Annotated in this window: 29 protein-coding genes; 15 read left to right on the forward strand and 14 right to left on the reverse strand. The window is 64.5% G+C overall.

Annotation, left to right across the window (positions count from 1 at the left end; all coding sequences use genetic code 11):
- Positions 1 to 2: 2 nt before the first annotated feature.
- Both QMF22_RS09445 and QMF22_RS09450 read right to left on the reverse strand, forming a co-directional pair.
- On the reverse strand, positions 3 to 167 hold the full coding sequence (locus tag QMF22_RS09445) for a hypothetical protein (protein ID WP_283452848.1): 165 nt from the start codon (positions 165 to 167) through the stop codon (positions 3 to 5).
- A gap of 103 nt (positions 168 to 270) precedes the next feature.
- The gene (locus QMF22_RS09450; RefSeq protein WP_283452850.1) at positions 271 to 981 is read right to left on the reverse strand and encodes an SOS response-associated peptidase; all 711 of its coding nucleotides are present in this window, start codon (positions 979 to 981) and stop codon (positions 271 to 273) included.
- A gap of 58 nt (positions 982 to 1,039) precedes the next feature.
- Here QMF22_RS09450 and QMF22_RS09455 point away from each other — a divergent pair, with 58 nt between their 5' ends.
- On the forward strand, positions 1,040 to 1,876 hold the full coding sequence (locus QMF22_RS09455) for a DUF3097 domain-containing protein (protein WP_283452852.1): 837 nt from the start codon (positions 1,040 to 1,042) through the stop codon (positions 1,874 to 1,876).
- A 309-nt stretch (positions 1,877 to 2,185) separates the two neighbouring features.
- Entirely contained in the window at positions 2,186 to 2,389 is a 204-nt protein-coding gene (gene cspE, locus QMF22_RS09460) for a transcription antiterminator/RNA stability regulator CspE (RefSeq protein WP_035840308.1), read from the forward strand.
- A gap of 91 nt (positions 2,390 to 2,480) precedes the next feature.
- On the opposite strand, the gene QMF22_RS09465 is transcribed toward cspE, so the two are convergent.
- Positions 2,481 to 2,960, reverse strand: a complete 480-nt coding sequence (locus QMF22_RS09465) for an Lrp/AsnC family transcriptional regulator (RefSeq protein WP_092107921.1) — start codon at positions 2,958 to 2,960, stop codon at positions 2,481 to 2,483.
- Between the two features lie 118 nt (positions 2,961 to 3,078).
- Here QMF22_RS09465 and QMF22_RS09470 point away from each other — a divergent pair, with 118 nt between their 5' ends.
- Complete coding sequence (locus QMF22_RS09470; RefSeq protein ID WP_283452874.1) at positions 3,079 to 4,281, forward strand: trans-sulfuration enzyme family protein; 1,203 nt, start codon at positions 3,079 to 3,081, stop codon at positions 4,279 to 4,281.
- 6 nt (positions 4,282 to 4,287) lie between these two features.
- On the opposite strand, the gene QMF22_RS09475 is transcribed toward QMF22_RS09470, so the two are convergent.
- On the reverse strand, positions 4,288 to 6,105 hold the full coding sequence (locus QMF22_RS09475; RefSeq protein ID WP_283452875.1) for a DEAD/DEAH box helicase: 1,818 nt from the start codon (positions 6,103 to 6,105) through the stop codon (positions 4,288 to 4,290).
- Between the two features lie 85 nt (positions 6,106 to 6,190).
- On the opposite strand from QMF22_RS09475, the gene QMF22_RS09480 reads away from it, so the two are divergent.
- Positions 6,191 to 6,979 (forward strand): SGNH/GDSL hydrolase family protein, encoded by a 789-nt coding sequence (locus QMF22_RS09480; RefSeq protein WP_283452877.1) that lies wholly within the window; start codon positions 6,191 to 6,193, stop codon positions 6,977 to 6,979.
- 9 nt (positions 6,980 to 6,988) lie between these two features.
- Here QMF22_RS09480 and QMF22_RS09485 read toward each other — a convergent pair whose 3' ends face one another.
- Both QMF22_RS09485 and QMF22_RS09490 read right to left on the reverse strand, forming a co-directional pair.
- On the reverse strand, positions 6,989 to 8,230 hold the full coding sequence (locus tag QMF22_RS09485) for a D-alanyl-D-alanine carboxypeptidase family protein (RefSeq protein WP_283452879.1): 1,242 nt from the start codon (positions 8,228 to 8,230) through the stop codon (positions 6,989 to 6,991).
- Positions 8,231 to 8,283: 53 nt separating this feature from the next.
- Positions 8,284 to 9,093 carry a TrmH family RNA methyltransferase gene (locus QMF22_RS09490; protein ID WP_283452881.1) on the reverse strand — a complete coding sequence of 270 codons (810 nt, stop codon included), beginning with the start codon at positions 9,091 to 9,093 and terminating at the stop codon, positions 8,284 to 8,286.
- A gap of 197 nt (positions 9,094 to 9,290) precedes the next feature.
- On the opposite strand from QMF22_RS09490, the gene QMF22_RS09495 reads away from it, so the two are divergent.
- Together QMF22_RS09495 and QMF22_RS09500 are read left to right on the forward strand one after the other, a co-directional pair.
- Positions 9,291 to 10,178 carry a Sir2 family NAD-dependent protein deacetylase gene (locus QMF22_RS09495; protein WP_502846935.1) on the forward strand — a complete coding sequence of 296 codons (888 nt, stop codon included), beginning with the start codon at positions 9,291 to 9,293 and terminating at the stop codon, positions 10,176 to 10,178.
- Between the two features lie 6 nt (positions 10,179 to 10,184).
- Complete coding sequence (locus QMF22_RS09500) at positions 10,185 to 10,838, forward strand: histidine phosphatase family protein (protein ID WP_283452886.1); 654 nt, start codon at positions 10,185 to 10,187, stop codon at positions 10,836 to 10,838.
- On the opposite strand, the gene QMF22_RS09505 is transcribed toward QMF22_RS09500, so the two are convergent.
- Together QMF22_RS09505 and QMF22_RS09510 are read right to left on the reverse strand one after the other, a co-directional pair.
- The gene (locus QMF22_RS09505; protein ID WP_283452888.1) at positions 10,833 to 11,897 is read right to left on the reverse strand and encodes a glycosyltransferase family 4 protein; all 1,065 of its coding nucleotides are present in this window, start codon (positions 11,895 to 11,897) and stop codon (positions 10,833 to 10,835) included. The genes QMF22_RS09500 and QMF22_RS09505 overlap by 6 nt on opposite strands.
- On the reverse strand, positions 11,894 to 12,829 hold the full coding sequence (locus QMF22_RS09510) for an alpha/beta fold hydrolase (protein ID WP_283452890.1): 936 nt from the start codon (positions 12,827 to 12,829) through the stop codon (positions 11,894 to 11,896). The genes QMF22_RS09505 and QMF22_RS09510 overlap by 4 nt, the downstream gene beginning before the upstream one ends.
- A gap of 116 nt (positions 12,830 to 12,945) precedes the next feature.
- Here QMF22_RS09510 and treS point away from each other — a divergent pair, with 116 nt between their 5' ends.
- The 4 genes from treS to QMF22_RS09530 all read left to right on the forward strand — a co-directional run bounded on the left by treS (position 12,946) and on the right by QMF22_RS09530 (position 16,999).
- Entirely contained in the window at positions 12,946 to 14,643 is a 1,698-nt protein-coding gene (gene treS, locus QMF22_RS09515) for a maltose alpha-D-glucosyltransferase (RefSeq protein WP_283452892.1), read from the forward strand.
- Positions 14,644 to 14,758: 115 nt separating this feature from the next.
- Entirely contained in the window at positions 14,759 to 15,463 is a 705-nt protein-coding gene (locus QMF22_RS09520) for a GAF and ANTAR domain-containing protein (protein WP_283452894.1), read from the forward strand.
- A 43-nt stretch (positions 15,464 to 15,506) separates the two neighbouring features.
- The gene (locus tag QMF22_RS09525; RefSeq protein ID WP_283452896.1) at positions 15,507 to 16,220 is read left to right on the forward strand and encodes a GAF and ANTAR domain-containing protein; all 714 of its coding nucleotides are present in this window, start codon (positions 15,507 to 15,509) and stop codon (positions 16,218 to 16,220) included.
- Positions 16,221 to 16,312: 92 nt separating this feature from the next.
- Complete coding sequence (locus tag QMF22_RS09530) at positions 16,313 to 16,999, forward strand: exonuclease domain-containing protein (RefSeq protein WP_283452898.1); 687 nt, start codon at positions 16,313 to 16,315, stop codon at positions 16,997 to 16,999.
- Positions 17,000 to 17,086: 87 nt separating this feature from the next.
- Here the strand turns inward: QMF22_RS09530 and QMF22_RS09535 are convergent, their stop codons facing one another.
- From QMF22_RS09535 to glgA, 3 genes are all read right to left on the reverse strand, one after another.
- Positions 17,087 to 17,338: a type B 50S ribosomal protein L31 gene (locus QMF22_RS09535; protein ID WP_092107894.1), complete on the reverse strand. Its 252-nt coding sequence runs from the start codon at positions 17,336 to 17,338 to the stop codon at positions 17,087 to 17,089.
- A gap of 168 nt (positions 17,339 to 17,506) precedes the next feature.
- Positions 17,507 to 18,289, reverse strand: coding sequence for an ABC transporter ATP-binding protein (locus tag QMF22_RS09540; protein WP_283452901.1), 783 nt, complete (start codon positions 18,287 to 18,289; stop codon positions 17,507 to 17,509).
- 79 nt (positions 18,290 to 18,368) lie between these two features.
- Positions 18,369 to 19,550, reverse strand: coding sequence for a glycogen synthase (gene glgA / locus QMF22_RS09545; protein ID WP_283452904.1), 1,182 nt, complete (start codon positions 19,548 to 19,550; stop codon positions 18,369 to 18,371).
- 80 nt (positions 19,551 to 19,630) lie between these two features.
- On the opposite strand from glgA, the gene QMF22_RS09550 reads away from it, so the two are divergent.
- Complete coding sequence (locus QMF22_RS09550; protein WP_283452906.1) at positions 19,631 to 20,875, forward strand: glucose-1-phosphate adenylyltransferase; 1,245 nt, start codon at positions 19,631 to 19,633, stop codon at positions 20,873 to 20,875.
- Positions 20,872 to 21,525, forward strand: coding sequence for a phosphoserine phosphatase SerB (gene serB / locus QMF22_RS09555; protein WP_283452908.1), 654 nt, complete (start codon positions 20,872 to 20,874; stop codon positions 21,523 to 21,525). Before QMF22_RS09550 ends, serB begins: the two co-directional genes overlap by 4 nt.
- Positions 21,526 to 21,553: 28 nt before the next feature.
- Here the strand turns inward: serB and QMF22_RS09560 are convergent, their stop codons facing one another.
- Positions 21,554 to 22,264, reverse strand: coding sequence for a beta-ketoacyl-ACP reductase (locus QMF22_RS09560; RefSeq protein WP_283452910.1), 711 nt, complete (start codon positions 22,262 to 22,264; stop codon positions 21,554 to 21,556).
- A gap of 168 nt (positions 22,265 to 22,432) precedes the next feature.
- Here QMF22_RS09560 and QMF22_RS09565 point away from each other — a divergent pair, with 168 nt between their 5' ends.
- From QMF22_RS09565 to QMF22_RS09575, 3 genes are read left to right on the forward strand one after another with little or no spacing between them, the layout of a single operon-like run.
- Positions 22,433 to 22,726, forward strand: coding sequence for a DUF3099 domain-containing protein (locus tag QMF22_RS09565; protein WP_283452912.1), 294 nt, complete (start codon positions 22,433 to 22,435; stop codon positions 22,724 to 22,726).
- A 38-nt stretch (positions 22,727 to 22,764) separates the two neighbouring features.
- Positions 22,765 to 23,004 carry a hypothetical protein gene (locus QMF22_RS09570; RefSeq protein ID WP_283452914.1) on the forward strand — a complete coding sequence of 80 codons (240 nt, stop codon included), beginning with the start codon at positions 22,765 to 22,767 and terminating at the stop codon, positions 23,002 to 23,004.
- Positions 23,001 to 23,849, forward strand: coding sequence for an SURF1 family cytochrome oxidase biogenesis protein (locus tag QMF22_RS09575; RefSeq protein ID WP_283452916.1), 849 nt, complete (start codon positions 23,001 to 23,003; stop codon positions 23,847 to 23,849). The genes QMF22_RS09570 and QMF22_RS09575 overlap by 4 nt, the downstream gene beginning before the upstream one ends.
- A gap of 6 nt (positions 23,850 to 23,855) precedes the next feature.
- Here QMF22_RS09575 and QMF22_RS09580 read toward each other — a convergent pair whose 3' ends face one another.
- Both QMF22_RS09580 and QMF22_RS09585 read right to left on the reverse strand, forming a co-directional pair.
- A complete protein-coding gene (locus QMF22_RS09580) occupies positions 23,856 to 25,121 on the reverse strand; it encodes a glycosyltransferase (protein WP_283452918.1) in 1,266 nt (421 codons plus the stop codon).
- 58 nt (positions 25,122 to 25,179) lie between these two features.
- The gene (locus QMF22_RS09585; protein ID WP_283452920.1) at positions 25,180 to 26,778 is read right to left on the reverse strand and encodes an ABC-F family ATP-binding cassette domain-containing protein; all 1,599 of its coding nucleotides are present in this window, start codon (positions 26,776 to 26,778) and stop codon (positions 25,180 to 25,182) included.
- Positions 26,779 to 26,845 lie beyond the last annotated feature (67 nt).

Here is a 26,845-nt window from a genome sequence, read left to right on the forward strand (position 1 = left end):
GTTTAGTTGCGCAGAAGGTGGAACGGGATCGCCATGGCCACGGCGACGCAGAGGATTCCGCCGATGAAAATGGGTGCCATCAGCGAGGTGACCGAGAAGGCCAGGCCGAACAGCCAAAAACCGAAGACGAAGATCGCGAAGGCGACGACGAAGGCGACAATGTTCATGGGTGTTCCTTTCAGGGCAGCGCCCGCGCGAGTGTGCAGCCACTGATGTGAACGTACTGAGTATTCGTACTGATTCGAGCGTACCGGTTGGGGCCGAGTGCGATTACACCGAATCCTTGCTGGCCGGCTCGATCAGTTCCGGGCCGTTCCCCGTTATAGGCGCAACCTGATAGAAGTCGAGCGATTCCACGACCTCCCGGGAGGCCGCCACTGCGGCATCCACCAGGGTTTGATCGCCCTCGGTGGCGGGATCCAACCACTGGTCCCACCACTCCTCCGGCAGGGCGACGGGGGTGCGGTCGTGGATCTGCGCGAGCGAACCCTGGGCATCCGTCGTCAATATGGTCGCTGACAGCACCCATCGTGCCGGATCGGTGTCGGCGGCGGCCGGATTCTTCCACCAGGAATACAGACCGGCGAACGCCAGCGGCAACCCATCGTCGGAGTGAATGAAGTAGGGAGTTTTCACGGTGCCCTCGGTGTGCCACTCAAAGTAGCCGGTCGCCGGAACCAGGGCACGCCGCGACTTGACGCTGGTCTTGAACGTCGGTTTCCCGGCGGCGGTTTCTGCCCGCGCGTTGAAGGTCGGAAATTTCGAGGTCGGTTCGGTCGCAAAAGACGGGATCAGCGACCACCGTGCCGATTCCAGCCGACGCAAGGACGGGTTGGTGCGATTGGACTCGAGCACGATCGGAATCTGCTCCGTCGGCCGGATATTCCACGACGGCTCCGGAAGGTTCTCCCCCTCATGCTCGACATCGAACATGGCCGCCAGATCGGGCGCCGTATCGGTAATGATGAATCGACCACACATGGCTTCAGAATACCGTGTCATGCCGGGGCGCAGAGCGTCGTCGGCTAGCGTCGATGCAATGGACGATCGATATAGTGCAGACGTGCTCTCCCCCGGCTGGCGTGACGCCGGCCGCCGTATTATTCCGACCCAGGAAGCCACCCGTGACCTGGTCGTGGAGGAGGTCGCCACCGGATTCTGCGGGGCCGTCATCCGCGTGGAGAAAAAGATCGTCACCCTGGAAGATCGGCATGGCAAGCTGCGACTATTTCCGCTCGGTTCCGGCTTTCTGATCGACGGTCGTCCCGTCACCCTGATTGCTCCCACGATGCGCGCCGCGCTCGGCCGGGTGCGCACAGCCTCGGGGTCGACCGCCGTGCCCGATGCCCCCGCTCGCGTTGCGCGCGCCAGCCGCATCTTTGTCGAGGGCCGTCACGATGCCGAGCTGGTGGAGAAGGTCTGGGGTGCCGATCTACGAATCGAGGGAGTGGTCGTTGAGTACATCGAGGGCGTCGACAACCTCGACGAGATCCTCCGAGAATTTCGCCCCGGTTCAGGGCGTCGAGTGGGCGTGTTGGTGGATCACCTCGTGCCGGGCTCGAAAGAGAGTCGTATCGCCGAGGCCGTGGCGCGCGGGCCGTATGCTGCGAGCGTTCTCGTGGTGGGGCATCCGTTTGTCGACGTGTGGCAATCGGTGAAACCGGCCCGTGTGGGCCTCACAGCGTGGCCCGATATTCCGCGCAGCATTGAGTGGAAGCACGGCATCTGCGACGCGCTCGGTTGGCCGCACGAGGAGCAGGCGGATATCGCCCGGGCCTGGCAGCGCATTCTCGGCCAGGTTCGTACGTTTGCCGACCTGGAACCGCAACTTCTCGGCCGAGTGGAAAACCTGATCGACTTTGTGACAGCCGAATGACACGCCGGGATGACTTTTTTAGAATCCTCCCAGAGCGCTCACTGCCAGTGGTAGACCCGGAGTGCACCCGTTTTTTCCGGTAAACGTCACGCTTTCGTGTCAAAAAGGCTGGGAATTCCGAAACCATCCAGACATGTGGGCTAGTGTTGTACTCGAAGTTGTAGTGCTTGCACGTCTTAAACGCATTGATTGTGATTCATCTGGATCGTTATTAGTGCGCCACATTCCTTTCGGAAGCGGACGACGAATACCGCGACGAACGGTCCCGACAGTCGGGGCCGGTCTAACACTCCTGGAGGAGTTTTACAAATGGCAACAGGTACCGTGAAATGGTTCAACGCTGAAAAGGGCTTCGGCTTTATCGCACCCGACGACGGAAGCGCCGATGTTTTCGCGCACTACTCCGCGATCGCGTCGAATGGCTACAAGTCCCTCGACGAGAACCAGAAGGTCGAGTTCGAGGTAACCCAGGGCCCCAAGGGTCCTCAGGCCGAGAACATCCGCGCCCTCTAAATAGAGCTTGCGAAGAACGCCTCCCGCTCACGCGGGGGGCGTTCTTATTTTAAGCTGATGCTGCCGGTCGCTGATGCCGGCGGGCCGCCGGTTACTTCACCAAGTCCTGCCACCCGTCGCCGTCAACATACTCAAAGATCAGGTTCGTCTCGGTGTGGGCGACGGCCGGATGCTCGGCCAGGTGCTCGAGCACGAAATCCCGCAGGTGAGACGCATCCGCTGCGGCCACGTGCAGCAGGTAGTCGTCGGCACCCGCCGTGTGGAACAGCCCGATCACGCCGGGCCAATGCGGGGCGGCGTTCCGAAAGTCGTCGATCTGCACGCGCGCGTGCTTGGCGAGCCGCACCGAGATGAGCGCCTGCAGGCTGGCACCGAGAGCGGCGAGGTCGATATTGGCCCGGTAGCCACGAATGTGGCCGAGCTGCTGCAGGCGACGCAGACGCAGCGACACGGTGGACTCGGCAACGCCGATTTCGCTGGCCAGGGCCGCTCCCGACGCCCGGGCATTGACCGATAGGGCGCGCAGCAGCGCGCGGTCAACCCGGTCAAGTTCCGGCTTCTTCGATTCCATCAACAGACTCCCTTATTCCTAAGGAGTTTATGCGATTCGCACCATGGTTTTGCAAGGGTCTGCAGGGTGGCTTGCGCGGGCGCACAGAATCTGTTTCTGTGAGGGCATGCTGCCACCGATGTCACATATTGAAACCCGTGCCGTGCATGCCGGAATGGACGGCCTCACCGAGGCCGGCGTTCACGTTCCCGGTATCGACCTGTCCACCACCAATCCGCTGCGTGGCGTGGAGTCGGGCGGGGAGTCGTACGAGAATCTCGCGACCGGCGGAACCCCGGAACGCGGGGACTCCGCCGTGTACCAGCGGCTCTGGCAGCCCGGAGTTGCCCGGTTCGAAATTGCCCTCGCGGCGTTGGAGCAGGCGGAGGGCACGGTGGCTTTCGCTACCGGAATGGCCGCTCTCACCGCGACCCTCATCGCGACGGTCACCGCCGGCAAACCGCACATCGTGGCCCTGCGACCGCTGTATGGCGGAACCGATCATGTCCTGGCCAGCGGGCTGCTCGGCACAACGGTCACCTGGACCGATCTGGCCGGGGTGACCGCCGCCATCCGCTCGGACACCGGGCTGGTCATTCTGGAGACGCCGGCCAACCCGACCCTCGAACTGACCGATATTCGGGCCGTCGTCAACGCCGCCGGTGACGTCCCCGTACTGATCGACAACACCTTCGCGACTCCGGTACTGCAGCGTCCGATCGAATCGGGAGCTACCCTCGTGCTGCACAGCGCCACCAAATTTCTCGGCGGTCACGGCGACGCCATGGGCGGGACGGTCTCCGGGTCCGAAGAGTGGATGGTGCGCCTGCGGCAGGTGCGGGCACTCACCGGTGGACTGCTGACCCCGTTCAATGCCTACCTGCTGCATCGTGGTTTGCGCACACTTCCCGTTCGAGTTCGCGCCCAGCAGGCGACGGCCGCGGATGTAGCGAATCGGCTGGCCGGACACCCGGCCCTGGTGCGGGTACTCTACCCCGGTCTCCCCGGCCAGGACCCGCAGGGATTGATCGGTAGGCAGTGTTCGGGCGCTGGGTCGCTCCTGGCCTTGGATCTGGGCGCCTATGCGGCGGCCGTGCGGTTCACCGAGGCGCTCGGCCTGATCACCCACGCCGTGTCGCTCGGCGGTGTCGACTCCCTGGTGCAGCATCCGGCGTCGCTCACCCACCGACCCGTCGCGCCCGACGCCCGGCCCGCCGCGGGGATTGTGCGCATCTCCGTTGGGCTGGAGCACGTCGACGACCTCATGGACGACATTCTGACCGCCCTGCTGGTGGCTCGCGTCCCGGTGGGCGCGGGCAGCACCTGCGGAACCGTTCGCTAGGTAGGGCTAGCTGCGTCCGAGGCGGCGGCGCAGCAGGTCGATGCGCATCTGCAGCTGGGTGACGCTGGCCTGAGCGACCGCAGGCCCGCCACAGATTCGCCGTATCTCGGCGTGGATCATGCCGTGCGGTTCATTGGCGAGCTTCGACCACATGCCAACCAGGCTGGACAGCAGGGTTCGCTGTTCCTTGAGGGTGCGGTACAGGGGCGGCGGCTCAAGCGGGGCGATTTCACCGGTCACCGGGTCCTTGCGCTTATCGGTGGAGCGTTTGGACTGTCGGGACTGGCGTTGCCGCAGCAGCTCGGAGACCTGCTCCGGCTCGAGCAGGCCCGGGATGCCGATGAAGTCGAATTCCTCGTCGGTGCCCGGCTCGGCCAGTTCGCCGAATTCGTCGCCGTCGAACATGACCATGTCGAAGGTGGCCTGAGAGTCGAGGGCCTGCCAGGTGAAATCGTCCAGGCCGAGGTCGTCGGACGCCTTCTCTTCTTTGTTGGCCGCGGCGACCATGGCGTCTTCGGGGTTGTACATGCCGTCGTCGCCGTCTTCACGGTTGCTGCGATCGAGAGCGTGGTCGCGTTCCAGTTCGAGCGCGTTGGCGAGGCTGAGCAGCCCGGGAACGTTCGGCAGAAAAATGGATGCCGTCTCACCGCGCCGACGCGCCCGCACGAACCGGCCGATCGCCTGGGCGAAGTACAGAGGGGTGGCCGCGCTCGTCGCGTAGACGCCAACGGCGAGTCGCGGAACGTCAACGCCCTCCGACACCATGCGCACCGCGACCATCCAGCGGCGGGTGTTCTTGGAGAACTCGTCGATGCGGTCGCTGGCCTCCTTCTCATCGGACAGCACGATGGTGACGGGCTCGCCACAGATGTCCTCGAGGATGACGGCGTAAGCGCGTGCGGTGGTCTGGTCGGTGGCAATGACGAGACCGCCGGCATCCGGAATGCCGTGCCGGACCTCGGTCAGTCGCGAGTTCGCCGCTCGTAATACCGACGGAATCCATTGACCGCTCGGCTCGAGTGCGGTGCGCCAGGCCTGGCTGGTGATGTCCTTGGTATTGCCCTCACCGAGCTTGGCTTCCATCTCGTCGCCGGCCCGCGTTCGCCACTTCATCTGGCCGGCGTAGACCATGAACATGACCGGGCGCACGACGCCGTCGGCGAGGGCGCGGCCGTAGCCGTAGGCATAGTCGCTCTGTGACATACGAATGCCGTGTTTGTCGGGCAGATAGCTCACGAACGGAATCGGTGACGTGTCGGAACGGAAGGGGGTACCGGTCAGGGAGAGCCTGCGGGTCGCGGGCCCGAAGGCCTCCCGAATGGCGTCGCCCCAGCTGAGGGCGTCTCCCCCGTGGTGGATCTCATCGAGAATGACGAGGGTGCGACTCGACTCGGTGAGCTGCTTGTGCAGCGCGGCGCGGGCTGCGACCTGCGCGTAGGTCACGACAACCCCGTGATAGTGGCTGCCGTAGCTGCGGTCGGCGTTCTTGAACATGGGATCAAGACGGATGCCCGCGCGAGCCGCAGCGTCGGCCCACTGGTTCTTGAGGTGCTCCGTCGGCGCGACGACGGTGATGCGGTCAATCGTGCGCCGGGACCGAAGCTCAGCGGCCAGTCGCAGCGCAAAGGTGGTCTTGCCGGCACCGGGGGTCGCTGCGGCCAGGAAGTCGCGGGGCTCGTGCACGAAATAGGCTTCGAGTGCTTCGGCCTGCCAGGCGCGCAGCTTGCCGGCGGTGCCCCACGCTGCACGTTCGGGGAAGGACGGCGACAGGTGTTCGGCTGCACTCGTTCCCTGTGCGGGACCGAAAACCGATGGAGTATTCACTTCTGACAAATCTACCAAAGCCCACCGACGTCCGCGTCCGATCTCAGGTTCGACGAGCGCGACGGTGTTCAGACACAATGGTCTGATGACGAAGCAACAGCATCCATGGTCGCGCTACGTGGCCCTCGGTGATTCATTCACGGAGGGCATCGGTGATCCGGAGCAGCAGAGCCCCGGCGGGCACCGCGGCTGGGCTGATCGGGTCGCCGAGATACTCAGCGACGGCACCGAGGATTTCGCTTACGCCAACCTCGCCGTGCGCGGCAAGCTGATTCGGCAGATTGCCGATGAGCAAATCGAGCCTGCCTTGGCCCTGCGCCCCGACCTGATCACCATCTCGGCCGGCGGCAACGACGTGATTCGTCCGGGTACCGACCCGGACGCCATCGCGGCCCGCTGTGACGACGCTATTTCCCGGTTGACCAGCGACGGCGCGACGGTCGTGCTGTTCACCGGCGCCGATGTGGGCTTCTCCCCCGTTTTTCGCAGCATCCGCGGCAAGGTCGCCATCTACAACGAGAACATTCGCGCGATCGCGACGAAACATGACTGCATCGTGGCCGACATGTGGCAGCTCACGGAGATTCAGGATCCACGAATGTGGGCGCCCGACCGATTGCACTTGAACGCGCTCGGGCACCACACCGTCGCACGCATGGTGTTGCAGACCCTCAACGTGAAGAATTCCCTCGAGCCGAGCGAACCCGAGCCGATGCCGGGCAGTACCTGGCGTCAGGCTCGTACAGAAGATCTCGCCTGGGCCCGGGAATATTTGGTGCCGTGGGTGCTGCGCCGGGTGCGCCACCAGTCCTCAGGCGACCACGTGCTGCCCAAACGGCCAGACGCCGGCCCGTTCGCGCTCCCCACGGTCTGAGCGCCCGGGTCAGCCGGCGGCGAGCTCGCCGGGGTGTGCCATGCGCCAGGCCGGACCGGGATCGGCTAGGGAGTGCTGGAGTTCAAGCGGCACCGCTACCGTCGTCGGCGTTGCCCCACCGATAGTGAACGACACCGTACCGACCTCGTCTCCGGCCCGGCCGAGCTGCACGTCCTGGGCCGTCACCGATGGGGTGATCGGTGAGTCCGACCAGACCAGAACGGATGCTGCCCGCTCGGCCACTATGTCGCTTTCGTCACCCCACTGAGTCGTGTAACTGCCGAAGACGGCGCCTTCCTCGGCGAGGACGACGTCGTGAAAACCGGGTTGGACGCTCTCGATCAGCGTGGCGATCGCCGAGTTGAGCTCGGAGTGCGTATCGCCACCGAGTACCACCCCGACCAGGGTGACCGTGCTCGCGCCGACGGTGAAGTCGGTCGAGAATAACAGGCAAGCGCCGGCGACATCCGTTGTGCCGGTCTTGATACCGTCGACGCCATCGCGCCCGAGCAGCTTGTTGGTGTTGGTGATGGTTCCGATGACCGGCAGAACGGCGGACGGGAGGGCCACGATTTCGGCGAGGGCCGGGTGGCCGACGACCTGCTTGCCGATCTCGACGAGGTCGGCCGGGCTGCTCACGCTCGACGTGGACAGGCCGCTGGTGTCAGTCACACTGGTCTGGGTCAGGGCGTTGGCGGCGAGCCAGGTCTTTGCTGCCTCCAGGTAACCGTCGATCGATCCGAAGGCCCACACCGCCAGTGACGCTGCATAGTTGTTCGCCGAGGGCAGCAGCATCGCCTCGAACGCCTCGCGCTGGGTGAGCACCATCCCGGAGACGACCGGGGCGACCGAGCCGTTCTCGGCGATCACGTCGTAGTAGATGTCCACGTCGGCATCGGTGAACGTGATGTCCGGCCCGGCCTCGCCGGCGCCGAGCGGTTTCGAGTCAAGGATGACAAGTGCGGTGACCATTTTGGCGATGCTCGCGATCGGAACCGTGTCCTGCGCTCCGCTCGAGGCCAGAACGCCCGGGAATCCGACCGCGCCAATGGCGCTCTCGCCAAAAGCCGGCCAGGTCGGTGCAGCGACCGGCTGGGTGAGCGCTGTCGGTTGCACGAGGGCGGCTGCGCTCGCCGGCACGGGGGCCAAGTTGGTGGCGCCGACATACCCGATTCCGCCCACGACCACGAGGAGAACGCTGAAGACGGCGAGCCTACGGCGCCGGAGGAGGACACGCCGGGAGGGAGACATTCTTTCAGCCTAACTTCTTCGTTGGGTGAAACCGGTCCGGTCGCCCTGGGTGTTCACGCACGAACGCGCAGGGCGTAGAGTGCGACCGCGCTCGCCGAAGCGACGTTGAGCGAGTCGATGCCGTGCAGCATGGGAATAGTCACGACCGTGTCGGCAGCGGCCAGCGCGTGCTGGCTGAGACCGTCGCCCTCGGCGCCGAGGATGATGGCGAGACGTTCGGGCGCCTGCTCGGCGAACACGTCGAGCGAGACCGCGCTGTCGGCCAGCGCCAGGGCCGCCAGGTGGAATCCGGCGGCGTGCAACAGCGGGGTGGCCACGCTCCACTCCGGCAGGCGGGTCCACGGCACCTGCAGCACCGTGCCCATGCTCACGCGCACGCTGCGTCGATACAGCGGGTCAGCACAGCGCGGCGTGATCAGAACTGCGTCGGCGCCGAGTCCGGCCACCGAACGAAAGATGGCACCGACGTTGGTGTGGTCGACGATGTCCTCGAGAATCACGATGCGGCGGGCCGTTTTGATCAGTGCTTCGACTGGTTGCAGAGCCGGCCGGTGCATGGCGGCTAGGGCGCCGCGGTGCAGGTTGTAACCGGTGAGCTGCTCGAGCACGCTCGCCTCACCCACGTAGACGGGCACGTCAGGCCAGTCGGCCAGAAGCCGCGCGGCGTCGGGCATCCACTGTTCCTGAATCAGCAACGACCGTGGCCGATGCCCGGCGTTCAGCGCCCGGGCGATCACCTTGGGCGACTCAGCGATATACAGACCGCTGGCCGGTTCGAGAACACGCCGGAGGGCGACGTCGGTCAAACGCGAATAGTCGGCGAGACCCTCACTGGACAGGTCGGTAATGCGGGTGATCTGCACGAAAAAGTGCCTTTCGAGACGAGTTGTTGAGGTCAAGCCTGTCAGGTGGGTAGTCAAACCGGAAAACAGACGAGTTTAGAATCAAGGGACGGGCATCCGTTTCTGCTCGCCCAAGTAGGAAAGGAGCGCCGATGACCGCCGACTCGGCCCAGCTCAGCGACACGGCTGAACACGGCACCGCTGTGGACGATACGGTGTTGGTCGACGCGCTTGAGCCCGCCGATGCCCCCGATACCGCCGCCGCGCTCGCCTCCGCGGTCGCCCTCGATTCGGAACGGGCAGTGGATGCTGTCGCCGCTCTGCTGCGCGGCAAACGCGCTGCCGTTCTCACCGGCGCCGGCCTCAGTACCGATTCCGGCATTCCGGACTATCGCGGCGCGGGCGCACCGACGCGAACCCCGATGAACTTTCAGACCTTCGTCGCCGATGAACGCGCACGTAAACGCTACTGGGCGGGCAGCCACCTCGGCTGGAGGGTGTTTCACCAGGCCGAACCCAACCTCGGACACCGGTCGCTGGTTCAGCTTGAGAGCGCCGGCGCCATTGCCGGGGTCATCACCCAGAATGTCGACGGCCTGCACACCCGCGCCGGCTCGCGCCATGTGGTCGAGTTACACGGTTCCCTCGACCGGGTCATCTGCCTGGCCTGTGGTCAGGCCTTCGGCAGGGACAGCATCGCGGCCCGGCTGGAGAAAGACAATCCCGTGCTCCGCGACCCGGAGAGCATCCGGATCGCTCCCGACGGCGATGCCGATGTGGGAAATATCGACGATTTCGTGGTTCCGGCGTGCACGGTCTGCGGGGGCGTGCTCAAGCCGAACGTCGTATTTTTCGGCGAGCTCGTCCCGACGGAAACGTTTCTGGAGGCATCAGCTTTGATCCAGAGCGCGGACGCCCTCATCGTGGCCGGGTCCTCGCTGGCGGTGAATTCCGGCATCCGCCTGGTCGAACAGGCCCGGCGCCGCAAACTGCCAATCATCGTCATCAACCGTGGCGTGACCAAGGGTGACGGGCGTGCCCTGCACAAGCTCGAGGCCGGTACCTCGGAAACCCTTGCCGCACTGGCCGATCGTCTGCTGGGCTGACCGCGCGTGTCTGCCCAGCGAAGCCCCAATCCGTCGGGTGAGCCGGCGACGACCACGTTCTCGATCGTGCGTCATGGCCAGACGGACTGGAACCTCCACCACCGCATCCAGGGCAGTACGGATATCCCCCTCAACGCGACCGGGCGAGCCGAGGCCGCTGCCGCCGCCGAGCGGCTGCAGTCGCGGCGCTGGGACGCTATCGTCAGCAGTCCGCTGGCGCGTGCTGCTGAGTCCGCCCACATCATCGCGGCCGAGCTCGGACTGAGCGAACCGCTCATCGTTCCCGCCCTCACCGAACGCCGTCACGGTGCCATCGAAGGACTCACCTTCGCCGAGCGCCAGCACCGCTTTCCCGACGGTGTCGTTGTTCCGGGATTGGAGACTCGGCGCGATGTCGTCGATCGGGTGCTCGCCGCCCTTGCGACGCTGGCGGCCGGGCGAGCCGGACAGCGTGTGCTCGTGCTCAGCCACGGCGGCATCATCGGCACGCTGCTACGCCACGTGACCGAGGGCGAGCGACCCCGGCACGGAGAATTCATCGCGAACGGATCCGTGCACGATTTTCGGTGGCAGAACGACCAGCTGCTGCTGACCCACTTCGACGCGACCCCCCGGTCTCCCGGCGACCGCGGTGAGGCCACCGCGTCACCGGTGCTATAAGGCCGGGCCCTCGAGCACCCCGAGCAGGGTACGGGCGGATGACGCCCAGGTAAACCGGGCGGCCTGCTCGATCGACCGAGCGGAGCGGGCTGCCCACTCCCCCGGCTCCGCGAGATTCCGAACGGCCGCAGCCATGGCATCGGCACTGCGCGGGTCGAAGTACAGCGCGGCATCACCGCCGATCTCCCGAAAGATCGGAATGTCGCTGACCACGACCGGTATGCCTAGGCTCATCGCCTCGACCAGGGGAATCCCGAAGCCCTCATCGAGGGACGCGGTCACGAGGGCCGTCGCTGTGCGCAGCAGGGCGTGGTACTCCTCATCGGTCACCCCGTCGTGAAAGACCAGGCGGGCTTGCGGAGCAAGGCGGGTCAGCCGGGTTCGTTCGGTCGCCGACACCCGGCTGAGCAGGTGCAGTTCGTACTCCGGCAGGTCGGCCAAGGCCAGCACGAGAGTGTCGAGGTTCTTGTACGGCATGAAGGAGCCCATATAGATCAGGCGGGAGGTTTCCGGGATGCTTCGATGGCTCGGGATGCCCGGGACCGTGTCGGCGGCGTTCGGTACCACGGTGACTGGACGTCGGGTGAGATGGTGCTCCTTGATCAGTGAACGGGTGGTCTCGGACACCGTCACGATGCCGTCGGCGCCGTTCAGCAGCATCCGTTGTGGCCACCAGGAGAGGTGGTAGGCACGCCAGAGCAGCCGGATGAACGGTGCCAGGTCACGCGGCGGCGTGCGATTGCGATAGTAGATGAGGTCGTGCACGGTCAGGAACAGCCGGTAGGTGCGTCCCCAGGAGCCCATCGTCTGCATCGGGCTGAACACGACGTCGGGCTTGAGCCGGTTGACCGACAGCGCGATGAGCGGTTCAAGCAGGCTGGTCGGGGCGCGAACCAGCTGCCACGGCAGCGCCGGCAACATGGCGAGTTGACGATGGTCGCTGATGAGCATGGTGAGCGGATGCAGGCGGCCCAGTTCGGTCACCAGCCCGGTCGTGTAGCGACTGATGCCGTCGTGATGGTCGAAGCGAACGTACCGGCAGTCGACGACAATTCTCACAGCGCCAGCTCCTCAGCCATGAATTCCCGGATGAACAGTGCGGCCGGTTTCGGCTGCTCGTAGTGGATGAGGTGCCCAACGTTGTGGATAACCCGCAACCTGGCGTTGGGAAAGAGTGTCTGCAGTCGATATTGCGCCGCGAGCGGCGTGATGTCGTCCTTGTCGGCCGCGATCAGCAGCGTCGGCTGAATGATACGGGCGGCGAACTCGCTCACGTCGTGACTGACCGAGGCGGTGAACGCATTCATCACGACCCGGCGGTTGGCGAAGGCACTGAAATAGCGGTCGTGCTGATTGTGGATCCAGCGACGCAGAGCCGGATCGTGCGTCTTGGCCATGCTCACGCTCATGATGCGCACGATGGCACGGTTCTGCAAGAGCGCGTAGCCCCAGCGCTCCGGCAATTTCGCCGCAGCCCAGTAGTAGAACACAGCCAGCCGGGTCAGCACTCCACGCGGTCCCGACAGTGCCGGCGCCGCGATCGGATTGACCAGAATAACCTCGTCGGCCGGCAGCCCGTCGGCCACGGCGGCAGCGACCACGATCGAACCGAAGGAATGGCCCAGTACCACTAACCTCCCGGTCGGGGCGATCACGCCAAGGAATTCCTCGAGCCAGCGAGCGTACGCCGCGAGGGAATGAACCCCGTCGTGGAACGGGTCCGACTCGCCGAAACCGGGCAGGTCGGGTGCCAGGATGCGCAGCGCCGGCGAGTGCGGGTCGCCTCCGAGCAACTCAGCCACGACCAGCTGCAGACCGTGGTGGTCGCCACGAAAACCATGCACCAGCACGAGCGTGGTGGGCGCGGTGGGGTCGCCGTAGTCCCAGTACCGCGTGTCACTTGGTGCTCCGTCAGTGCCCGGAACGGATGCGGTGCGCTCGCGCACCGGGAGGCTCTGCAGGAGCACATCGTAGGGAGAAGAAACGATCATCGTACCTAGTTTAGGCGCGAGACTTACGCAAGGCTGGACGTACACCGGGGTGGTCGATCTAGACTCGAGCCACCACATGCATCGAGAGAGCCCTTTGCCGGGACGGAAGGAAAGCCGTGAGCTTTACCGCACCCATTCAGTTGCCCGGTTTGGCCCTCGATCCGCGGTGGTATCGCCGCGCCGTCTTCTACGAAGTGATGGTGCGTTCTTTTGTCGACAGCAATGCCGACGGCTCGGGCGATCTGTCCGGTCTGGTGTCGAAGCTCGACTACCTGCAGTGGTTGGGTATCGACGCCCTCTGGATTCCGCCGTTCTTCAATTCCCCGCTGAAAGACGGCGGCTACGACGTTTCTGATTACCGAACCATTCTTCCGGAATTCGGCACCCTCGAGGAGTTCAAGGACCTCGTCACAAAGGCGCACGAACGCAACATGCGCATCGTGATTGATTTTCCACTCAATCACACCTCCGACCAGCACGAGTGGTTTCAGCAGTCCCGTGAGGATCCCGACGGGCCGTACGGCGACTTCTACGTCTGGAGCGACACCGACGAGCGGTACCCGAATATTCGCATCATCTTCACCGACACGGAAGAATCAAACTGGGCCTTCGACCCGGTTCGACGCCAGTTCTTCTTTCACCGGTTCTTTTCGCACCAGCCCGACCTCAACTTCGAGCTCCCGGCCGTACAGGATGCCATCTTCGATGTCATCCGCTTTTGGCTCGATCTCGGTGTCGACGGCTTTCGGCTGGACGCGATCCCCTACCTGTTTGAGTCCGAGGAGGGCAACGGCGAGGGCGAGCCGCCGACGCACGAATTCGTCAAGCGGCTGCGGGCCATGGTCGACCGCGAGTATCCCGGCCGGGTCATGATCGCCGAGGCCAATCAGTGGCCGCGCGAGGTCGCCGCCTTCTTCGGCACCGAAGACGAACCCGAGTGCCACATGGCATTCGACTTTCCGGTGATGCCGCGTATCTTCTATTCCCTGCGCTCGCAGCAGGCCAACGAACTGGTGCGGGTGCTCTCCGAGACCACCGACATTCCCGACGGCGCCGGCTGGGGCGTATTCCTCCGCAACCACGACGAGCTCACGCTTGAAATGGTCAGCGAAGAATATCGGCAGGCCATGTACGGCTGGTACGCCTACGACCCACGGATGCGCGCCAATATCGGCATTCGCAGGCGGCTGGCACCGTTGCTCGACAACTCGCGCGCCGAACTAGAGCTCGCCCACGCTCTGTTGTTCGCCCTGCCCGGCAGCCCGTTTCTGTACTACGGCGATGAGATCGGCATGGGCGACAACATCTGGCTGCCCGACCGGGACAGTTCCCGCACGCCGATGCAGTGGACCCCTGACCGCAACGCCGGCTTTTCCGATGCCGACCCGGGCAAACTATTCCTGCCGATCGTGCAGTCTCTGGTCTACAACTTCACGCAGACCAACGTGGAATCTCAGCTGGCCCAGTCCGGTTCGCTGCTGCACTGGATTCGCAATGTGATCCATGTGCGTAAGGCGCATCCCACCTTTGGACTCGGCAAAATCCGTGTCCTCAAGACCAACCACGAATCGGTTCTCGTCTTCACCCGCAGCTACGCCGGCTCCGGCTCCATGTTCGGCGACCAGCCCGAAACCGTGATGTGCGTGTTCAGCTTCTCGCACAACCCGGTCGCCTTCACCATCGACGATGTCGACATGGCCGGAACCCGCCTGTACGACCTGTTCGGCGGCGCGGTTTTTCCCAGCTTCAACGAGGAAGGTTCGCTCACACTCACCCTCGGTGCCCAGAGCTTCTACTGGTTGCACTGCGGTTAGGCGCGTGGGCCGTTCGCGACGATGACGAACTTGGCCTAAACTTTCATTGTCGTGCTCGCGCGCGCGACGTAAGCTTGGGATCAGCAAGCCATCGCCCAGGGTCTGGAGGCCGGTCATGGCTGAATGGTCTGGTTCAGAAGGCGGAGTCGAGGACACGGCGCTGTGCGCCCATTTTCTCGACGTGTTGCCCGTGAGCGGTGCTGCTGTATCCGTTTTCGGCGGTGCAATGCCCGAATCCATTGTCTGTGCCACCGATCGCCTCGCCGCTCGCCTCGACGAGCTGCAGTTCGATCTCGGCGAGGGCCCCCGTTGGGAGGCCGCTCGCACCCGGCTACCCGTACTGGAACCTCGAGTACGTGAGGCAGAGCATCCGCTGTGGCCGGTCTTTCACACCGCACTGATGGACACCACGGTCGAGGCGCTCTACGTTTTTCCCCTCACTCTCGGAGCACTCAACATCGGTATCGTCGAGCTGTACAGCACGACCGCCGGGGTACTGGATCGCGCGGACCGCGCGAAGGCGCTGGTCCTGGCCAACGAGACAGCGTGGAACCTACTCGACCACCTGCTTCGGGTGCAGGCGGCCGCAGCCAGCGAAGTGTCGGTGACGTCCACCACATCCCAGGTCTTTTCCGGGTCTCCCCTGTCTCGGCGGGAGATTCATCAGGCCACCGGCATGGTGCTGGTGCAGATGAACGTCACACCGACGGATGCCCTATTGTTGCTGCGCGCACACGCCTTCGCTCACGGCAAAACGGTGCGCGCCGTCGCGGGAGACGTGGTCGCCCGACGACTGCAATTCAGTCCGGAAAATGACTAGATTTAAACTGATTAAATATCACGAAAGGTCTTAGAATTTCTTCATGGTCACTATGACTCGCGCCTCACTGGTGAGCGCCGCCTTCGTGAAGTTGACGGACACTCTGGTGGGCGAATATGACGTTCTCGACGTGCTGCACACTCTGGTCGAGGAATGCGTCGAGTTGCTCGACGCGACCGCGGCCGGCCTGCTGCTGGCCGACCCGAGCGGAGAGCTCCAGGTTGTCGCCTCCACCAGCGAAGAGAGCTACTTGGTCGAAGTTCTGCAGCAGCAGGCTGGAGCTGGCCCGTGCGTCGACTGCTTCATCACTGGAAAAGTCGTCACGATCGGCGACCTCAAGGACTCCGGCGAAAAGTACCCCGACTTCACGGAAGCCGCTTTGTCCCAGGGCTTCCGTTCCGTGCATGCAATTCCGATGCGGGTACGCGATCGCACCATTGGCGCACTAAACCTCTTTCGCACCGATACCGGTGACGTCACCCCTGAAGACGCCGCCATCGGGCAGGCCATGGCCGATGTCGCGACCATCAGCATTCTGCAGGAGCGCACCGTGCGTGAGGACGCCGTCGTCAATGAACAATTGCAGCGGGCGTTGAACAGTCGCATTCTGATTGAACAGGCCAAGGGCGTCATCGCGCAGGTCAGCACGGTTGACATGGATGAAGCGTTCAAGCGACTCCGAGCGGATGCCCGCGCCCGCAACCAGACAATGCGGGAAAGCGCTGAGAACGTCATCAATCGGCGTATTCAACTCTGATTTCGCGCGCGCGACCCCGCCGTTCCCCACAGCACGGCCCGCACCGGCGGGTGGCGCGGAAGAGTGTCGGTGGTCGCCCCTAGGGTGGAAGTATGAGCACCTGGAGCGATCACCTCGCCGTATTCGACCTCGAAACCACTGGCATCGACGTGGAAACCTGCCGCATCGTGTCGGCCACCGTAGCCGTTCTCGACGCGAGCGGCACCGCCGTGGAACGCCTCGATTGGCTGGTCGATCCGGGTATCGACATTCCGGCCGGAGCGACCAACGTTCACGGGATCACGACAGAGCAGGCCGTAGAGCATGGTCGGGTGGCCGCCGAGGCCGTAGCCGAGATCGTCACCGCCCTGCGCGGGCACCTGAGCGACGGCCTGCCTATCGTGGCCTACAACGCCCCCTACGATCTCACCCTGCTGGATCGTGAAGCCCTGCGCTACGGCATCGCCCCGCTGGGCTCCCCGAGCCCCGTCGTCGATCCCTTGGTCATCGACAAGGCCGTCGATAAGTACCGCAAGGGCAAGCGCACCCTCGAGGTCACCAGCGCCTTCTATGGTGTCTCACTGGACGATGCCCACGACGCCGGAGCCGATGCGATCGCGGCCGGTCGTGTCGCGCAGGCCATTCATCGGGCCCACGAGGGCGCTCTGCCGGCCACTCTCGACGAGATGCACGCTCTGCAGGTCACCTGGTACCGCCAGCAGGCTGAGAGCTTTCAGGAGTTCATGCGGCGTGGCCGCGACCCTGAATTTCTGGCTGACACCACCTGGCCCCAGCGTTGAGTGCTCCCCACTGACGGGTGCACACAAAAGGCGACCAGCCGTAGCTGGTCGCCTTTTCCGTCGAAGATTTCGTTCAAAAACCTGGTGCTATTTGCCGAAGCCCTTGTATCGCGAGTTGAACTTCTCCACGCGGCCGGCGGAGTCCATGATGCGCTGCTTGCCCGTGTAGAACGGGTGCGACTCGGAGGAGATTTCCACGTCGATGACCGGGTACGTGGTTCCGTCTTCCCACTCGATGGTCTTCTTGCTGGAAACCGTCGAACGGGTCAGGAAGGTCGCGCCGGAGGCGAGGTCGCGGAATACGACCGCGGCATACTCGGGGTGAATGTCAGACTTCATGAAGATTTCCTTTTGCACTTCTGGTGAACAGACTTGTAACTGGTCACAGTGCTGTTCGATTGTTGGGCCCCGCCGTCTGGGACGACGACAAGCTGGTTGGCCAGGTGGCCAGCCATTCACTTTAGCAGAAAGAGCGCGTGATCGACGGCCGTTGCGCGGAGTCTGAGCTCAGACCGCACGCGCAGAGTAGCGGCCGTCGGTCTCGGACAGTTCGACCGCGAGGCCGAAAGTCTCGGTCAGGGCTTCGGCGGTCAACGCTTCGGCAATGGGCCCGGCGGAGACGACCGTGCCGCCCGACAACAACAGCACGTGGGTGAATCCGAGCGGAATCTCTTCGACGTGGTGGGTGACCATGATGATGGCCGGAGAGTTGGGTTCCTGGGCAAAACCGCTGAGCAGCTGCAGAAGCGATTCCCGGGCGCCGAGATCGAGGCTCGCAGCGGGCTCGTCCAGCAAAAGAATTTCGGGGTCGGTCATCACTGAGCGGGCAATCTGCACGCGCTTCTGTTCGCCGTCACTCAGTGTGCCGAACTTGCGGTCGGCGAGGTGGTCGAGATTCCACTCCTGCAGCACGCGCTGGGCACGTCGCTCGTCGATGGTTTCGTATTCCTCGTTCCACCGGCCGGTGACCGAATAGGCCGCCGTCATGACAACGTCGAGGACCTTCTCGTTGCCCGGGACCTTGCGCGCCATGGCGGTCGAGGCGAACCCGATACGGGGCCGCAGCTCGAAGACATCCGTTCCACCGAGCGTCTCATCGAGCACGTCGGCCTGACCGGTCGACGGATGCATGAAAGCCGCGGCGATCTGCAGCAACGTGGTCTTGCCTGCCCCGTTCGGGCCGAGAATGACCCACCGTTGGTCGTCATCGACGCTCCAATTCACTGAGTCGAGGATGGTGGTGCCACCCCGGACGACCGAGACGTCGGTGAAATGCAGAACGTTGACCATACAGCCATGTTATCGGGCGGGGCCGGTGCAGAAGGACGCCGGGCCCGCCCCGATGGCGTGCCCGACCCCCTACGGCCGGTCAGAGCAGAGACGCGTAGATCTCCCGGGTGCGGGTGGCGATCTGGCTCCAGCCAAATTCCCGCTCGGCGCGCAGACGACCGGCGCGTCCCATTTCGGCGGCGCGGGCCGGGTCGCTCACGACTTCGGTGAGTGTGCGGGCGAGGTCGGCGACGAACTGATCGGGGTGCAGCGGGGTGCCAGTGCCGTCGGTGAGCTGCTCGATCGGTACCAGCCGGCCGGTCAGGCCGTCGGCGACGACCTCGGGGATACCGCCGGTGGCGGTACCGACGACAGCGAGTCCGCAGGCCATGGCCTCGAGGTTGACGATTCCGAGGGGTTCGTAGACGGACGGGCACACGAAGACCGTGCCGTGGGTGAGCACCGCAGCAAGCTCGGGCTGGGCGAGGAGCCGGTTGATCCAGACCACACCGGACCGCTCGCGTTGCAGTGCCTCGACACCGGCGGTCACTTCAGCCAGGATCCCCGGGGTGTCGGGCGCACCGGCGCACAGCACGACCTGCACCTCGGGCGGCAGCAGGGCTGTGGCGCGCAACAGGTAGGGCAGGCCCTTCTGTCGGGTGATCCGGCCGACGAAGACTACGGATGGCCGGTCAGGGTCGATTCCGAGGCTCCGCACAAAATCTTCGTCCGGGGTCGGCTTCCAACGCTCGAGGTCGATGCCGTTGTACACGGTGTGTACCCGGCTCGCATCGAGTGCCGGGTAGCTGCGCAGGATGTCGCGACGCATGCCGTCGCTGACGGCGATGACGGCATCCGCTGCTTCAAAGGCGGTCTTTTCGATCCAGCTGGATACGCGGTAGCCGCCGCCGAGCTGCTCAGCTTTCCACGGACGCAGCGGTTCGAGACTGTGGGCGGTGACGACGTGTGGGATACCGTGCAGCATCTTCGCGAGGTGTCCGGCCGCATTTGCGTACCAGGTGTGGGAGTGCACCAGATCGGCTCCAGCGGCGTCCTGGGCCATTTGCAGGTCGACGCCGAGGGTGCTCAGGGTGGCATTGGCGTCTACCAGCTGCGCGGGCACCGCGTAGGCAAAAGTGTCGACGTCCGAGCGGGGCGCGCCGAAGCACCGCACCGACACGTCGATGTCTTTTCGGAGCGCTCGCACGAGCTCTGTGACGTGCACGCCCGCTCCCCCGTAGATCTCCGGGGGGTATTCCTTGGTCATCAGATCCACTCGCATGGAGCAAAGGTAGCGCAGCCGGGCCCGACCCACACCCCGTGGTGCTAGTCGACTTGCCCGGTTGGCCCTACTCTGTACACATGAAGGCCAAGAAGATCTTTGGAATCGTTCTCGCCGGTGGCGAGGGAAAACGGCTAATGCCGCTGACCGAGGACCGGGCAAAGCCCGCCGTCCCCTTTGGCGGGCATTACCGCCTGGTGGATTTCGCACTTTCTAATCTCATCAACTCGGGTGTGACCCAGATCGTGGTGTTGACCCAGTACAAGTCCCACAGCCTCGACCGCCACGTCTCGCAGACCTGGCACATGTCTGGCGGGTTGTCCAACTCGTACATCGCCTCGGTACCGGCGCAGCAGCGCCTCGGCAAGCGCTGGTTCAGCGGGTCCGCCGACGCCATCTTGCAGAGCCTCAATCTCATTCACGACGAAAAGCCCGACATCGTCGTCGTGGTCGGTGCCGACCACGTCTACCGCATGGACTTCAGCCAGATGATCGACGCCCACATCGCGTCGGGATTAGCAGCCACGGTCGCAGCCATTCGCCAGCCGATCGGCCTGGCCGACCAGTTCGGCGTCATCGAAGTGGATGCCGCCACTCCCGATCGCATCCAGGACTTTCGCGAGAAGCCTAAGGATGCCGTCGGGCTCGCCGACGCCCCGCACGAGGTGTTCGCCTCGATGGGCAACTATGTTTTCAACACCGATGCCTTGATCGAGGCGGTGCTGCGCGATGGTGAGCGTACCGATTCGAGTCACGACATGGGCGGCGATATCATTCCCGATTTCGTTTCTCGCGGGGATGCCGGCGTGTATGACCTCCAGCGCAATGAGGTCCCCGGTTCCACCGATCGCGACCGGTACTACTGGCGCGATGTCGGAACGATTGATTCGTTCTTCGAAGCCCACCAGGACCTTATTTCAGCCCTCCCAGTGTTCAACCTGTACAACCAGCAATGGCCGATCTTCAGCATGCAGCTGAACTCGCCGCCGGCCAAATTCGTCCGCGACGGACGGGGTGCCCTCGGCACCATGATCGACTCGATCGTCTCCCTGGGCTGCGTCATCTCGGGCGCACACATCGAGCGCAGCGTGCTCGGGCCGTGGACCTCGATCGGGTCGGCCTGCGAAGTCGTCGACTCCATCGTGTTCGACCGCGTTCAGATCCGCCCGGGGGCGATCGTGCGCCGGGCAATCCTCGACAAGGAAGTCATCGTCGAGGCCGGTGCCACGGTCGGTGTTGATCGGGATCGTGACCTGGCACGCGGCTTCAGTGTGACCGAATCCGGCATCACCGTCGTCGGTAAGGGCGTGCTCGTTACTCCGTGATCTTTAGCTCCGCACCAACTTTTCTGGTCGTGCTCGACGCCGACTCCACCCTGATCCAGGACGAAGTGATCGAACTGCTGGCGGATGCCGCTGGCTCACGTGATCTCGTCGCCGACGTCACCGAGCGCGCGATGCGCGGCGAACTCGACTTCGCCGACAGCCTGCGCGAACGGGTTTTGACCCTGGCGGGGCTTCCGGACACCGTTTTCGCCGAGGTGGGGCGGCGCATCCGCCCGACCGAGGGAGTGCACGAACTGATCGCCGGCATTCATGCCGGCGGGGGCGTCGTGGGCGTGGTCTCCGGCGGTTTTCATGAACTGCTCGACCCGCTAGCGGCCGACTTGGGCTTGGACCACTGGCGGGCCAACCGACTCGAAGTGGAAGGCGGCCACCTGACCGGACGGGTGCTCGGCCCGATCATCGACGCCGAAGCAAAGGCCGTCGCCTTGCGTGAATGGGCCACCCAGCGCCGCATCGTTCTATCGCAGACGATCGCCGTCGGCGACGGTGCGAACGACCTGCGAATGATGGACGCCGCCGGACTCGCTGTCGCGTTCAATGCCAAGCCTCGAGTGAAGCGTGAGGCCGACCTGGTAATCGAGACTTGCAACCTCAGCCAGGTGCTGCCGCTGCTCGGTCTGCGCGGCTGAGGAAAGCCGCGCCCCGCGCTCGTGGGGCTTAGTGGCCCATTCCCAGGCCGCCATCCACCGGAATGACGGCACCAGAAATGTACGCGGCGTCATCGCCGGCCAGCCAGGTGACGACGCGGGCGACTTCTAACGGAGTGGCAAAACGGCCGGCGGGGATATTGCGCTTGTAGTCGGCCTGCTGTGCTTCGGGTAGGGCGGCGGTCATGTCCGTTTCAATGAAGCCGGGAGCGACAACGTTGGCGGTGATACCGCGGGCGCCGAGCTCACGCGTGACCGAGCGGGCCAGGCCGATCAGGCCGCTCTTCGACGCCGAGTAGTTCACCTGCCCGGCAGAGCCATAGAGGCCGACAACGCTCGAGATGAGCACGATGCGTCCGAAGCGAGCCTTCAGCATCCCCTTGCTGGCACGCTTGACGACGCGGAATGCGCCGCTGAGGTTGGTGTCGATGACCGAGGTGAAGTCATCCTCCGACATGCGCATGAGCAGGGTGTCGCGAGTGATCCCGGCGTTGGCCACAACGACCTCGACCGGGCCGTAGGTCGCCTCGATCTGGGTGAACGCGGCATCGATCGACGCGACATCCGTCACGTCGGCACGCACGGTGAGGCTGCCGGCCGGCCCGTGCCCGGACCGCGAGGTGACGGCCACGCGGTGTCCCTGGGCGAGGAATTCTTCAGCGATGGCAAATCCGATGCCGCGATTGCCGCCGGTGACGAGCACTGTTCGAGCCGTTGTCATGAAGTTCCTGTTCTCTAGCGTGCGCTGATGTATGCCGAGGTTTGGGGGCACATTGAAATACCCGGCAGATTCAAGTTTAAGGCGTGCGACAAACCGGCTGCGCGGTCGTAGGCTTATTGAGGTGGATTCTCCTCCGTTTCCGACACCAACGACGAACCCGATGGACCTATGAAGCAGCAGTCGATCACCTCGCTCCCCGCCTCCCCGGAGGTTGAACGACGCAACCGGATGATCAAATATTCGATTGCGATGGGTGTGCGTGTCGTCTGCATTGTGCTCATGCTGTTCGTACATGGCTGGTGGCTGGTGCTCTGCGCCATCGGTGCCATTGCCCTGCCCTACTTCGCCGTCGTGGTCGCGAACGTGAAGATCGCGCCCCGCGGGGCCGAAGTCCTGCGGCCCGGCAGCGTTGAGCTGTATGGCGAAACCAGCACTCGCAACGTCGACGATGACGCCAGGTGAGTGCTCGCGAGGCCGCTCCGGCAAGTTCACCAAGTCCGATGATCGGCCTAGGCGCGCCCTTGGAGTCGTCGACCTGCTCCCGAGCCGACTGCCGCAGTGCGGGAAGTTGGCGACTGGACTGGCGCAACCCGCGCATCCACTCGACCGACCGGGTCAAGACCTGGCTGGCCTGCGACGACCACGTCGACTATCTGCGCGATTTTCTCGCCGCGCGTGATTTTCCCCTCACTGTGAGCCCGCTTGACACCTCACCAGAGCCCGCCGGAGACGCGCGATGACGGGCTGGAAATTCGCCTTCAGCCGCCGTTGGGCCGGATACCTCGCGCTCACCATGCTCTTTGCGGCGGTCTGCGCCGGACTCGGTGTCTGGCAGCTTGCCCGGCGCGACGAGGCCCTCACCGAACTGTTCAAGATCGACTCCAACTTCGACTCGAACCCGGTCCCCGTCAGCGAGGCTCTGCCCGACCTGGCCGCCTTTGACGAATCCCAAAAGTGGATGCCGGTGGAACTGACTGGCGCCTACCTCACCGCCGACGAGATGCTCGCGCGCAACCGCCCGCTCAACGTCAATCCGGGCTTCGAGGTTCTGACCCCGCTGCTGCTCACCGACGGCACCATATTCATCGTCGACCGCGGCTGGCTGCCCACCGGGCAGGAACAGGACGCACCCGACACGGTGCCGGCTCCGCCGAGCGGAACGGTGACCGTTGTCGCCCGGCTCAAGGCCAGCGAACCCGACCTCCCGGGCCGTACCGCCAACGGCGACCAGGTCGCGACGATCAATCTCACCACCATTGCCGCGCGGCTCGACCAGCCCACCTATACCGGCGCCTATGGCCTGATGGACACCGAGAGCCCGGCCGCTACCGAGAAGCGTCCGGCGGCCGTCGTGAAGCCGATCCGCGACGAAGGCCCGCACCTCTCGTATGCGTTCCAGTGGTTCGTTTTCGGCCTCCTCGCCTTCATCGGCCTCGGTTGGGCGCTGCGCGAGGAATATCGCAGTGTGAATGCCGAAGATCCCGACGAACGCGAACGCGCCGATGAGCGTGCCCGCAAACGGGCGGCGAAACCGCGCAACGACGCCGAGATCGAGGATGAGCTGCTCGACCGGCAGCTGACCTAGAGCACTTCAGGCGACGGCATGGTCGTGCCGCCGGGCCTTGATCGGATCATCGAGGAGTGCACGGTAGACCCGGACCAGAGACGCTGCCGAGCGAGTCCAGTCCAGCCGAAGCGCATGCTCGCGGGCGGCCTGGGCCAGTTCGCCTGCCCGCGTTGGGTCGCTCAGGATCTGCGCCATCGCATCGGCCCAAACCTGCGGATCGCGGGAGTCCAGAACGAGTCCGGTGATTCCGTCGACGACCGCCTCGCGCAGTCCCCCAGCCGCAGAAGCAACGACCGGTACGCCGCTCGCGGCCGCTTCCAGTGCCACCAGACCGTAGGTCTCCGAGTGCGACGGTACGAGCACCAGGCGGGCACCGCGAAACAGTTCTGCCAGCTTCGCGTGGGACTGTGCACCGACAAATCGAATGTCGGACAGGCCGGCCTCTTCAGCGAGCTGGCGGAGCTCCTCAACGTAACCGGCATAGTCGACCGAGGCATCGCCGGCAATTACCAGCTCGGGTCGGCGGCCCTGTGGAAGCGCTGCGATGGCGTGAATGGCCAAGTCAAGGCCTTTCAGCGGCTGTAGCCGTGCCGCGACGACGACGTAGCCATCGGCGGTCGCAGCGGCGGTCGCAGCGGCGGTCGAACCGGCCGGTGGCTGGCGAAGACGCGCTGGTGAAAAGAGCTGGCTGTCCACTCCCGGGAGCACGATGCTGGTTCGGTCAGCCCGGCCGTCGAGCCGCCCGGAAATCGTTGCCGCCTCGGCCGCACTGATCGCGACCATTGAGTCCGATTCGCGAGCGAGCCAGGCCTCGCCGAGCATCCGTCCCGGCGATTCGGCTCGTTCGCCGGCCGCCAGCGGGCTACCGTCCTCGGCGGCGATGCTGTGAAAGCTTTGCACGTGCGGAATGTCCCAAGTTCGCGCAACCGGCAGCGCGGCCATGCCGGAGAACCAGTGATGCGAGTGGATGATGTCGAATGGTTCCAGAGCGCCGATCGCGGCCTCGAAGTCCTCGATGTATCTCTCATGCTCGCCCTTGGCGAGTGCAACGGCGGGGCCGGCGTCCAAGAACTGCAGGATGACACCCGGCGCCAGGTACTCCAAGAGCGGCTGTACCGGCGACGAGCGCCGGGTCAGGATAGTAACGCTGTGGCCGAGCGCTCCGAGAGCCTCAGCCTGATGACGCACCACCACGTTCATTCCACCGGCGTCACCGGAACCGGGGTCGGTACCGGGAGAAGTGTGCAGGCAGACCAGTGCGATGCGCAATGGTTTCTCGAGCGGGAACACGCACGGATCCTTTTCTTGAGGCGAACCGGCACCACCCCCGCCGAATCGGTGTGGGTGGTTAGGACAGCTCGATGAGGTCGAGGTAGTCCTTGTTCCAGTGGTCCTCCGTACCCTCGGGCATGATCAGCACGCGCTCGGGGTTGAGGGCCTGTACGGCGCCCTCATCGTGGCTGACCAGAACGACGGCGCCGGCATAGTGAGCGAGGGCGTCGAGGATCTCTTCTCGACTGGCCGGGTCGAGGTTGTTAGTGGGCTCGTCGAGCAGCAGCACGTTGGCGCCGGAGACCACGATCATGGCCAGGGCCAGTCGGGTCTTCTCGCCACCGGACAGCACACCGGCGGGCTTGTTGGAGTCGTCACCGGTGAACAGGAACGAACCGAGTACCCGGCGGGCTTCCATCTCGGTGATGCTGGGCGAGGATGAGACCATGTTCTCCAGCACGCTGCGCTTGACGTCGATGGTCTCGTGTTCCTGCGCGTAGTAGCCGATGCGCAGGCCGTGGCCGGGTTCGATCGAACCGGTGTCCGATTCGTCGACACCGGCGAGCATGCGCAGCAGCGTGGTCTTCCCGGCACCGTTGAGTCCGAGGATGACGACCTTGGAGCCTCGGTCGATCGCGAGGTCGACGGCCGTGAAGATCTCGAGCGAACCATAGCTTTTCGACAGGTCTTTGGCCATGAGCGGGGTACGCCCACAGGGTGCCGGCTCTGGAAAGCGCAGCTTGGCGACGCGTTCGACGGCACGCACGGCGTCCAGCCCGGAAAGGAGTTTCTCGGCGCGCGCCACCATCTGGTGGGCGGCGGCGGCCTTGCTGGCCTTGGCGCCGAACTTAGCGGCCTGAAGTTGCAGGGTCGAGGCCTTCTTCTCCGCGTTGGAGCGTTCCTTCTTGCGACGGTCGGCATCCGCGGTGCGCTGGAGCAGGTAGTTCTTCCAATTCATGTTGTAGATGTCAATCATCATGCGGTTGGCATCGAGGTAGAACACTCGGTTGACCGTTTCGCCGACGAGCTCGATGTCGTGGCTGATGATGATGACACCACCCTTGTAGTTCTTGACGAATTCGCGCAGCCAGGCCACCGAATCGGCGTCGAGGTGGTTCGTCGGTTCGTCGAGGATCATCATCTCGGCGGCCGAGAACAGAATGCGGGCGAGCTCGATACGACGACGCTGACCACCAGAGAGAGTGCTGAGAGCCTGGTCGAGAATGTGGTCAGGCAGTTTTAAGTTGCTGGCGATCGAGGCGGCTTCGGCCTCGGCGGAGTAGCCGCCCAAGCCGTTGAACTCGTCAGTCAGCCGACCATACTTCTTCATGGCGGCCGCGGCGATCTTGGGATCGGGGTCGGCCATGGCCATGCTGGACTCGTGCATGCCGAGGGCAATGGTACCCAGGCCACGGGCATCCAGAATTCGGGTGCGGGCGAGCATGGACGGGTCGCCGGCGCGCGGGTCCTGGGGCAGGTAACCGATCTCCCCCGAGTGGCTGATCGAACCCTTGGTCGGGTTCGTCTCTCCCGCGAGCGTCTTCGTCAGGGTCGTCTTGCCTGCGCCGTTACGACCGACGAGGCCGATCTTGTCGCCGCTCGCGACGCGGAAGTTGACGCCCTCCATGAGCACGCGGGCTCCAACGCGGATTTCGAGATCTTGCACGTTGAGCACAGCAATAGTCCATTCGAAGTGTTTGTACGGGTGTGAAGTGTGAGTGGGCCGAAGCGGTCCAACTCAC

Origin of the sequence: Cryobacterium sp. PH31-L1, assembly GCF_030063145.1 — a bacterium.
GTDB lineage: Bacteria > Actinomycetota > Actinomycetes > Actinomycetales > Microbacteriaceae > Cryobacterium.

What these genes read in the sequence shown, in the direction of transcription:
- QMF22_RS09445 (WP_283452848.1), bottom strand. Translation starts at nt 167, where the DNA reads ATGAACATTGTCGCCTTCGTCGTCGCCTTCGCGATCTTCGTCTTCGGT.
- QMF22_RS09450 (WP_283452850.1), bottom strand. Translation starts at nt 981, where the DNA reads ATGTGTGGTCGATTCATCATTACCGATACGGCGCCCGATCTGGCGGCC.
- QMF22_RS09455 (WP_283452852.1), top strand. Translation starts at nt 1,040, where the DNA reads ATGGACGATCGATATAGTGCAGACGTGCTCTCCCCCGGCTGGCGTGAC.
- cspE (WP_035840308.1), top strand. Translation starts at nt 2,186, where the DNA reads ATGGCAACAGGTACCGTGAAATGGTTCAACGCTGAAAAGGGCTTCGGC.
- QMF22_RS09465 (WP_092107921.1), bottom strand. Translation starts at nt 2,960, where the DNA reads ATGGAATCGAAGAAGCCGGAACTTGACCGGGTTGACCGCGCGCTGCTG.
- QMF22_RS09470 (WP_283452874.1), top strand. Translation starts at nt 3,079, where the DNA reads ATGTCACATATTGAAACCCGTGCCGTGCATGCCGGAATGGACGGCCTC.
- QMF22_RS09480 (WP_283452877.1), top strand. Translation starts at nt 6,191, where the DNA reads ATGACGAAGCAACAGCATCCATGGTCGCGCTACGTGGCCCTCGGTGAT.
- QMF22_RS09485 (WP_283452879.1), bottom strand. Translation starts at nt 8,230, where the DNA reads ATGTCTCCCTCCCGGCGTGTCCTCCTCCGGCGCCGTAGGCTCGCCGTC.
- QMF22_RS09510 (WP_283452890.1), bottom strand. Translation starts at nt 12,829, where the DNA reads ATGATCGTTTCTTCTCCCTACGATGTGCTCCTGCAGAGCCTCCCGGTG.
- QMF22_RS09520 (WP_283452894.1), top strand. Translation starts at nt 14,759, where the DNA reads ATGGCTGAATGGTCTGGTTCAGAAGGCGGAGTCGAGGACACGGCGCTG.
- QMF22_RS09525 (WP_283452896.1), top strand. Translation starts at nt 15,507, where the DNA reads ATGGTCACTATGACTCGCGCCTCACTGGTGAGCGCCGCCTTCGTGAAG.
- QMF22_RS09530 (WP_283452898.1), top strand. Translation starts at nt 16,313, where the DNA reads ATGAGCACCTGGAGCGATCACCTCGCCGTATTCGACCTCGAAACCACT.
- QMF22_RS09535 (WP_092107894.1), bottom strand. Translation starts at nt 17,338, where the DNA reads ATGAAGTCTGACATTCACCCCGAGTATGCCGCGGTCGTATTCCGCGAC.
- QMF22_RS09540 (WP_283452901.1), bottom strand. Translation starts at nt 18,289, where the DNA reads ATGGTCAACGTTCTGCATTTCACCGACGTCTCGGTCGTCCGGGGTGGC.
- glgA (WP_283452904.1), bottom strand. Translation starts at nt 19,550, where the DNA reads ATGCGAGTGGATCTGATGACCAAGGAATACCCCCCGGAGATCTACGGG.
- QMF22_RS09550 (WP_283452906.1), top strand. Translation starts at nt 19,631, where the DNA reads ATGAAGGCCAAGAAGATCTTTGGAATCGTTCTCGCCGGTGGCGAGGGA.
- QMF22_RS09560 (WP_283452910.1), bottom strand. Translation starts at nt 22,264, where the DNA reads ATGACAACGGCTCGAACAGTGCTCGTCACCGGCGGCAATCGCGGCATC.
- QMF22_RS09565 (WP_283452912.1), top strand. Translation starts at nt 22,433, where the DNA reads ATGAAGCAGCAGTCGATCACCTCGCTCCCCGCCTCCCCGGAGGTTGAA.
- QMF22_RS09570 (WP_283452914.1), top strand. Translation starts at nt 22,765, where the DNA reads ATGATCGGCCTAGGCGCGCCCTTGGAGTCGTCGACCTGCTCCCGAGCC.
- QMF22_RS09575 (WP_283452916.1), top strand. Translation starts at nt 23,001, where the DNA reads ATGACGGGCTGGAAATTCGCCTTCAGCCGCCGTTGGGCCGGATACCTC.